Raw genomic sequence first — 6,812 nt, forward strand, 5'->3', positions numbered from 1 at the left:
CCAGACGAAGGCCGTATCCGCGTACGGCGGTTACCGAACCGAGTGATCAAGTACGAGGCACCGTTCGACCTCGGACGTTAAAGATCAAGCTAGGGTCTGTATCGAGTTGCCCCGCGGCGTCGCGGCGTTCGGCACGCACCCTCGGCGCACGAGCCGAATGCCCCAGTAGCTCCGCTACGAGGACATTCGTCCCGCACGCCGAGGGCACGCACCGAACGCCGCTCCTTGCTCCACGGGCAACTCGATACAGACCCTAGAACGCGTCCAGTTGGGCGCGCACCTCGCGCGGCCGGTTGGTGATCAGGGTGTCCACGCCGAGCCGCACGCACAGCTCCACGTCCTCCGGCTCGTCCACCGTCCACACCCGCACCCGCAGCCCCTTCGCCTTCAGCCGGCCCACCAGCCCCGGATCCCTGCGCACCAGGTCGATGCCCGGCCCGGCGTGCCCCGCGAACGGCGGCCGGACCGGCCGCAGCCGCCGCTCGATCAGGTAGACGGCCGGCAGACCGGGCGCCAGCCGGTTCACCCTCATCAGGGCGTTGCGGGAGAAGCTCATCACCTCGACCAGACCCGCCGAGCCGTCGGCCAGGCCGTGGTCCTTCAGCACCCGCACCAGCTCGGCCTCCAGCCGGCCGCCGGCACGGGTGGGGTGCTTGGTCTCGACCGCAAGCCCCACGGGCCGCTCGGCGGCCAGCGCCTCCTTCAGCAGGTCCTCGAAGAGCAGCACCTGCGCCCCGCGGTGCTCCTCGCCCTTCCAGCCGCCGAAGTCCAGGGCGGACAGCTCCTCGTACGTCATCTCCGACACCACCCCGCGCCCGTCGGAGGTCCGCTCCACGCGCCGGTCGTGCACACAGACCAGCTGGTGGTCGGCGGTGAGCCGCACGTCGCACTCCAGCGCGTCGGCCCCGTCGGCGATGGCCTGCCGGTACGCGGCGAGGGTGTGCTCGGGATGCTCGTGGGAGGCCCCGCGGTGGGCGACGACCCGGACGGCGCGGTCGGTACGGAGCTGCGTGTGCGTCATGCCCCCGACGTTATCCGCCTGCGCGCAGCGCCCCGGTACCGCATGCTGCCCGGATGGCGGAACGGCAGATGTACCTGGTCGCACACTGCGAGCCCTGCGAGGAGTGTGTCCGGGAGGAGTGGCAGTTCATCCGGGACGGCGAGCTGCGCTGGGAGGGCTTCGAGCACTGCCCCCGGTACGAGGTCTACGCCTGCGAGCGGGGCCGGGGCGTACCCCCGCCCCGGATCCGGGAGCCCATCCTCGCCCGGGAGGGCGCCGTCCACCTGCCCGTCGGCGGGCCAGACGGGGTGCCGATCGCGCTGCTGCGCCGGGTGTACGGGCTGAGCATCGCCGAGGTCCTGGCCGCGCGGACGGAGGGGTACCGGGCCACCCCCGTTGAGGCCCGGTACCTGACGGCTACGGCTGCGGGCGAGGGGCCAGCGGGGGCGAGGTCCTCGAACCCTCGGAGGAAGCGGCCATGACCGGCGTTCAGGCCCGTGTGCGTCATGCCCTGTCGATCCACCTCGGCCACGTCGGGGCCGGGAACGGCCGCCCAGACCTGTGGCCCGGGGAGGGGGCCGCACGGCAAGAGCCCCCGGCGGGGCGCCAGGGGCTCTCTGGGGGCGGGGGAGTGCTGGGCTAGGCCAGACCGGGGCCGCGCACCGGGATGTGCGTGAAGGTCGGCTCCGGGGCAGGATCGACGAAGAAGTCGTTGCCCTTGTCGTCGACCACGATGAAGGCCGGGAAGTCCTCGACCTCGATCTTCCAGACCGCCTCCATGCCGAGCTCCTCGTACTCCAGGACCTCGACCTTCTTGATGCAGTCCTGGGCCAGGCGGGCCGCCGGGCCGCCGATCGAGCCCAGGTAGAAGCCGCCGTGCGCGGCGCACGCGTCCGTCACCTGCTGGGAGCGGTTGCCCTTGGCCAGCATGACCTTGGAGCCGCCCGCCGCCTGGAACTGCTCGACGTAGGAGTCCATGCGGCCGGCCGTGGTCGGGCCGAAGGAGCCCGACGCGTAGCCCTCGGGGGTCTTCGCGGGACCGGCGTAGTAGACCGGGTGGTCCTTCAGGTACTGCGGCATCTCCGCGCCCGAGTCCAGCAGCTCCTTGATCTTGGCGTGCGCGATGTCGCGCGCCACGACCAGCGGGCCGGTCAGCGACAGACGGGTCTTGACCGGGTGCTTGGTCAGGGTCGCCAGGATGTCGTCCATCGGCTGGTTCAGGTCGATGGAGACGACGTCCGAGGACTCGGACAGGTGCTCGTCCGTGGTGTCGGGCAGGAAGCGGGCCGGGTCGCGCTCCAGCTGCTCCAGGAAGACGCCCTCGGCGGTGATCTTCGCGGTGGCCTGGCGGTCCGCCGAGCAGGACACGGCGATCGCGACGGGCAGGGAGGCGCCGTGGCGGGGCAGGCGCACGACGCGGACGTCGTGGCAGAAGTACTTGCCGCCGAACTGCGCGCCGATGCCGATCTTCTGGGTGAGCTCGAAGACCTGCTGCTCCAGGGCCTCGTCACGGAAGCCGTGGCCCAGCGGGGAGCCCTCGCGCGGCAGCTCGTCCAGGTAGTGCGCGGAGGCGTACTTCGCGGTCTTCAGCGCGTGCTCGGCGGAGGTGCCGCCGACCACGATCGCCAGGTGGTAGGGCGGGCAGGCCGCCGTACCGAGCGAGCGGATCTTCTCCTCCAGGAACTTCATCATGGAGGCCTCGTTGAGGACCGCCTTGGTCTCCTGGTAGAGGAAGGACTTGTTGGCCGAGCCGCCGCCCTTGGCCATGAAGAGGAACTTGTACGCGCCGCCGTCGGTCGCGTACAGCTCGATCTGCGCGGGCAGGTTCGAGCCGGTGTTCTTCTCCTCCCACATGGTGAGCGGCGCCATCTGCGAGTAGCGCAGGTTCAGGCTGGTGTAGGCGTCGTAGATGCCGCGCGAGAGCGCCGCCTCGTCGCCGCCCTCGGTGAGCACGTTCTGGCCGCGCTTGCCCATGACGATCGCCGTGCCCGTGTCCTGGCACATCGGCAGGACGCCGGCCGCCGCGATGTTCGCGTTCTTGAGGAGGTCGAGCGCGACGAACTTGTCGTTCGACGAGGCCTCCGGGTCGTCGATGATGCGGCGCAGCTGCGCGAGGTGCGCGGGGCGCAGGAAGTGCTGGATGTCGTGGATGGCCTCCTCGGCGAGCTTGCGCAGCGCCTCCGGCTCGACCTTGAGGAACGTACGGCCGTCCGCCTCGAAGGTGGACACGCCCTCGGCGGTCACCAGCCGGTAGGGGGTGGTGTCCTCGCCCAGGGGCAGCAGGTCGGTGTACGCGAACTCCGGCATTGGGGCCATTCCTCACTCGGCAGACAGCACTGACGACCAATTTGGCAGCGCAGTCCACCAGCGTAGGACCTTCGGCCGGGCGTGTGTCTGTGAGGTAAGGCTCACTCGGTAGTATCGCGATCTATCGTGTCTCGCTATGCTGGCGTCGTGGACCTGGAAAAGCACCCCGCCGCCCCCGCCCCCGCCCCCGCGCCCGCCGGGCTGCGCGCCTCCGACGCCGACCGGGACCGGATCGCGCAGATCCTCGGCGACGCCGTCGCCGAAGGCAGGCTGACCGCCGAGGAGCACTCCGAGCGCCTCGACACGCTCTATGCCGTCAAGACGGTCGGCGAGCTGGAAGTGCTCGTACGGGATCTGCCCGCGCCCGGCGGCGCCCAAGCCCCCTCCGCGTACGCGTCGCCGTCCTCGTACGCGGGGGCCGCGGGTCCGGCTGCCGAGACCATCGTCGCCGTGTGCAGCAGCTCCAGCCGCAAGGGCCGCTGGCGGCCGGGCGCACACACCCGCGCGGTCTCGGTCATGGGCGACATCACCATCGACCTCACGCAGGCTGTCTTCGAGCAGCAGGTCACCGAGATCAACGTGACCAGCGTCCTCGGCAACGTGGAGATCCTGGTCCCGGAGAACGTCACCCTGCGCGGCTACGGCGGCGGGGTTCTCGGCAACTTCGAGGTGCGCGGCGAGAGCCGCGGGGAGACCGACCCGCTGGCGCCGGTGGTGATCGTCCGGGGCTTCTCCCTGCTCGGCAACATCGAGGCGCGGCCCAAGCTGGGCGCCCGCCTGGTCGACCTGGCGCGCAAGCTGCGCAAGAACCTCGACGGCTAGGGGCTAGGGGCTAGCGGCTGGCGGCTGGCGCTCCTGGCCGATGGCCGGGGCCGGGGGGTCGGGGGGCCGGCGGCTGAAACGCGGCGGCGCAACCGGATGCGGAGGGTCTCGTTTCGGACGAACCCCGGGCGCCCGGTGGCACACAGTGCATAGGGGGGCGTACAGCGGGTAGGGACAGGTGCGTCGTCTCTCGCTCACGTATACGTCGTCAGGAGTAGACCGTGCCGCATCCGCCGCATCAGTCCCTGCAGGTAGCCGCCGTGAAGAGCCTTCAGGGTCCTGGGGCACGCCCGTCGGCCGTGCCCGGCCCGCGGGTGCCGGCCAGGGCGGCGGAAGACGGCCCATGGCACGCGGAGGCGGTGTGCCGCCGGGACGAGGCGGGGCTGTTCTTCGCGCCGTCCAAGGAGCCGACGGCCGCCAGGCTCTCCCGCGAGGAGGCCGCGAAGCGCGTCTGCGCCCGGTGCCCGGTGATGGTCGCCTGCCGCGAGCACGCGCTGCTGCAGCCCGAGCCGTACGGGGTCTGGGGCGGCCTCACCGCGGCCGAGCGCCGCGTGGTGCTGGCGCGGATGCGGCGCCGGTCCGCCGAGCTGCGACAGGCCCCCGGGCCGGGACCCATAGCCGCGGCGGGCTGAGCCGGCTTCCGCACCCGGCGCGCAGGCCCCGGTCCGCGTCGCGGACACGCGAGAGGGGCGGTCACCCCCGCACAGGGTGACCGCCCCTCTCGCGTCGTGCCCCCGCCTCCTACTGGGCGCGGTCGAAGTCGATCGCGCTGTACGCGCGCAGCTTCGACAGGCGGTGCGTGGAGTCGATCTTCCGGATCGTGCCGGACTTGGAGCGCATGACCAGCGAGGACGTCGTCGCGGTCTCGGAGCGGTAGTGCACGCCGCGCAGCAGCTCGCCGTCCGTGATGCCGGTGGCGACGAAGAAGACGTTGTCGCCCGAGACCAGGTCGGTGGTGGTGAGCACCCGGTCCAGGTCGTGGCCGGCGTCGAGGGCCTTCTGGCGCTCGGCGTCGTCCTTCGGCCACAGCTTGCCCTGGATCACACCGCCCAGGCACTTGATGGCGCAGGCCGAGATGATGCCCTCGGGGGTGCCGCCGATGCCCAGGAGCAGGTCCACGCCGGTGCCCTCGCGGGCGGCCATGATGGAGCCGGCCACGTCGCCGTCGGAGATGAACTTGATGCGCGCGCCGGTCTCGCGGATCTCCCGGACGATGCCCTCGTGGCGGGGGCGGTCCAGGATGACGACCGTGACGTCCTCGGCGGCCATGCCCTTGGCCTTGGCGACCCGGCGGATGTTCACCGAGACCGGGGCGTTGATGTCGACGAAGTCGGCGGCCTCGGGGCCGGTGACCAGCTTGTCCATGTAGAACACGGCGGACGGGTCGAACATCGTGCCGCGGTCGGCGGCCGCCAGGACGGCGATGGCGTTCGGCATGCCCTTGGCGTTCAGGGTGGTGCCGTCGATCGGGTCGACGGCGATGTCGACCTCGGCACCGGTGCCGTCGCCGACCTGCTCTCCGTTGAAGAGCATCGGGGCTTCGTCCTTCTCGCCCTCGCCGATGACGACGACGCCGTTCATCGAGACGGTGGAGATCAGGGTCCTCATCGCGTTGACCGCGGCGCCGTCCGCGCCGATCTTGTCGCCGCGGCCGACCCACCGGCCGGCGGCCATGGCGGCCGCCTCGGTGACCCGTACGAGTTCGAGCGCGAGGTTGCGGTCGGGGGCCTCCGGGGAGACTTCGAGCTGGGGCGGCAGGTTGTGCTCGGTCATCGGAGCGCACCTTTCTGTACGGCGACGGCCGGGAAGTGAGGGTGCTGGAACTCTATCGGTACGTCGACATATTGAGCAGGGCGGGTCACGTATGAGCGGAATATCGGTCGGTCGAATGTCCTGAGCGGACACCTTGCGCACCCGCGCGGGGGAGGGGCGGGCGAGTCAAGAGTGCGCCGTGCGGCGCGCCCGCGCGACCCCGGCGGTGATCGCCGCCCGGCGATGCGGGACGATGGTGCCGTGGCAGGTATGAAAGGCAAGCAGACGGTCTGGGACATGGTCCGGTCGCTGGCGGTGATCGGTGTCGTCGTCGCCGGGATCTACGTCTTCGTCCCGCATGACGACAAGGCCGATCCCACGCGCACGGTCGACTACCGGGTGGAGACCCTCACGGCCCGGCGCGCGGCCCCGTACCCGGTGGCCGCCCCCGTGGGCCTCCCCGAGGAGTGGCGCGCGACCTCGGTGACGTACGAGCGCAAGAACGCCGACGCCTGGCACCTGGGCTTCCTCGACCCGGAGCAGCAGTACGCGGCCGTCGAGCAGTCCAGCGACACCTCCGCCAAGTACCTCGAACGGGTCACCAGGAACGCCACGGCGTCCGGGCAGACGCAGCAGGTCGGCGACGCGGCCTGGGAGCGCTGGGAGGGCGAGAAGTACGACGCCCTCGTGCGGCGGGAGCAGGGCCACGTCACGGTGGTGACCGGCACCGCCTCCTTCGAGCAGCTCGGCACGCTGGCGGCGGCGCTGGAGTTCAAGCAGGGCCGGTAGGCCGGCAGAGCCCGGGTCGGCAGTACGAGAAGGGCCGTGGGGGGGGGGGGGGGGCGGGGGCCCCCCCCCCCCACCCCAAACCCCCCCCCCCCACCCCCCCGGCGTTGAGGAGGGGGGGGGGGGACGCCGGCGGGGACGGGGC

7 protein-coding genes are annotated in these 6,812 nt (G+C 71.8%); 4 read left to right on the forward strand and 3 right to left on the reverse strand.

Annotated elements, in window-relative coordinates; all coding sequences use genetic code 11:
• Positions 1-253 precede the first annotated feature (253 nt).
• On the reverse strand, positions 254-1,021 hold the full coding sequence (locus tag ACFWFZ_RS21790) for a glycerophosphodiester phosphodiesterase (protein ID WP_387124454.1): 768 nt from the start codon (positions 1,019-1,021) through the stop codon (positions 254-256).
• Between the two features lie 53 nt (positions 1,022-1,074).
• Here ACFWFZ_RS21790 and ACFWFZ_RS21795 point away from each other — a divergent pair, with 53 nt between their 5' ends.
• Entirely contained in the window at positions 1,075-1,482 is a 408-nt protein-coding gene (locus ACFWFZ_RS21795) for a hypothetical protein (RefSeq protein ID WP_387124455.1), read from the forward strand.
• Positions 1,483-1,639: 157 nt separating this feature from the next.
• Here ACFWFZ_RS21795 and ACFWFZ_RS21800 read toward each other — a convergent pair whose 3' ends face one another.
• Positions 1,640-3,307: a fumarate hydratase gene (locus ACFWFZ_RS21800; RefSeq protein WP_387124456.1), complete on the reverse strand. Its 1,668-nt coding sequence runs from the start codon at positions 3,305-3,307 to the stop codon at positions 1,640-1,642.
• Between the two features lie 147 nt (positions 3,308-3,454).
• Here ACFWFZ_RS21800 and ACFWFZ_RS21805 point away from each other — a divergent pair, with 147 nt between their 5' ends.
• Both ACFWFZ_RS21805 and ACFWFZ_RS21810 read left to right on the forward strand, forming a co-directional pair.
• Entirely contained in the window at positions 3,455-4,129 is a 675-nt protein-coding gene (locus ACFWFZ_RS21805) for a DUF1707 domain-containing protein (RefSeq protein ID WP_387124457.1), read from the forward strand.
• A gap of 221 nt (positions 4,130-4,350) precedes the next feature.
• Entirely contained in the window at positions 4,351-4,761 is a 411-nt protein-coding gene (locus tag ACFWFZ_RS21810; protein WP_387124458.1) for a WhiB family transcriptional regulator, read from the forward strand.
• 109 nt (positions 4,762-4,870) lie between these two features.
• Here the strand turns inward: ACFWFZ_RS21810 and glpX are convergent, their stop codons facing one another.
• Positions 4,871-5,902, reverse strand: a complete 1,032-nt coding sequence (gene glpX / locus ACFWFZ_RS21815) for a class II fructose-bisphosphatase (protein ID WP_030029065.1) — start codon at positions 5,900-5,902, stop codon at positions 4,871-4,873.
• Between the two features lie 249 nt (positions 5,903-6,151).
• Between glpX and ACFWFZ_RS21820 the strand changes: the two genes are divergently transcribed.
• Complete coding sequence (locus ACFWFZ_RS21820) at positions 6,152-6,670, forward strand: DUF4245 domain-containing protein (RefSeq protein ID WP_387124590.1); 519 nt, start codon at positions 6,152-6,154, stop codon at positions 6,668-6,670.
• Positions 6,671-6,812 lie beyond the last annotated feature (142 nt).

This window comes from Streptomyces sp. NPDC060232 (assembly GCF_042726555.1).
Classification (GTDB): Bacteria; Actinomycetota; Actinomycetes; order Streptomycetales; family Streptomycetaceae; genus Streptomyces.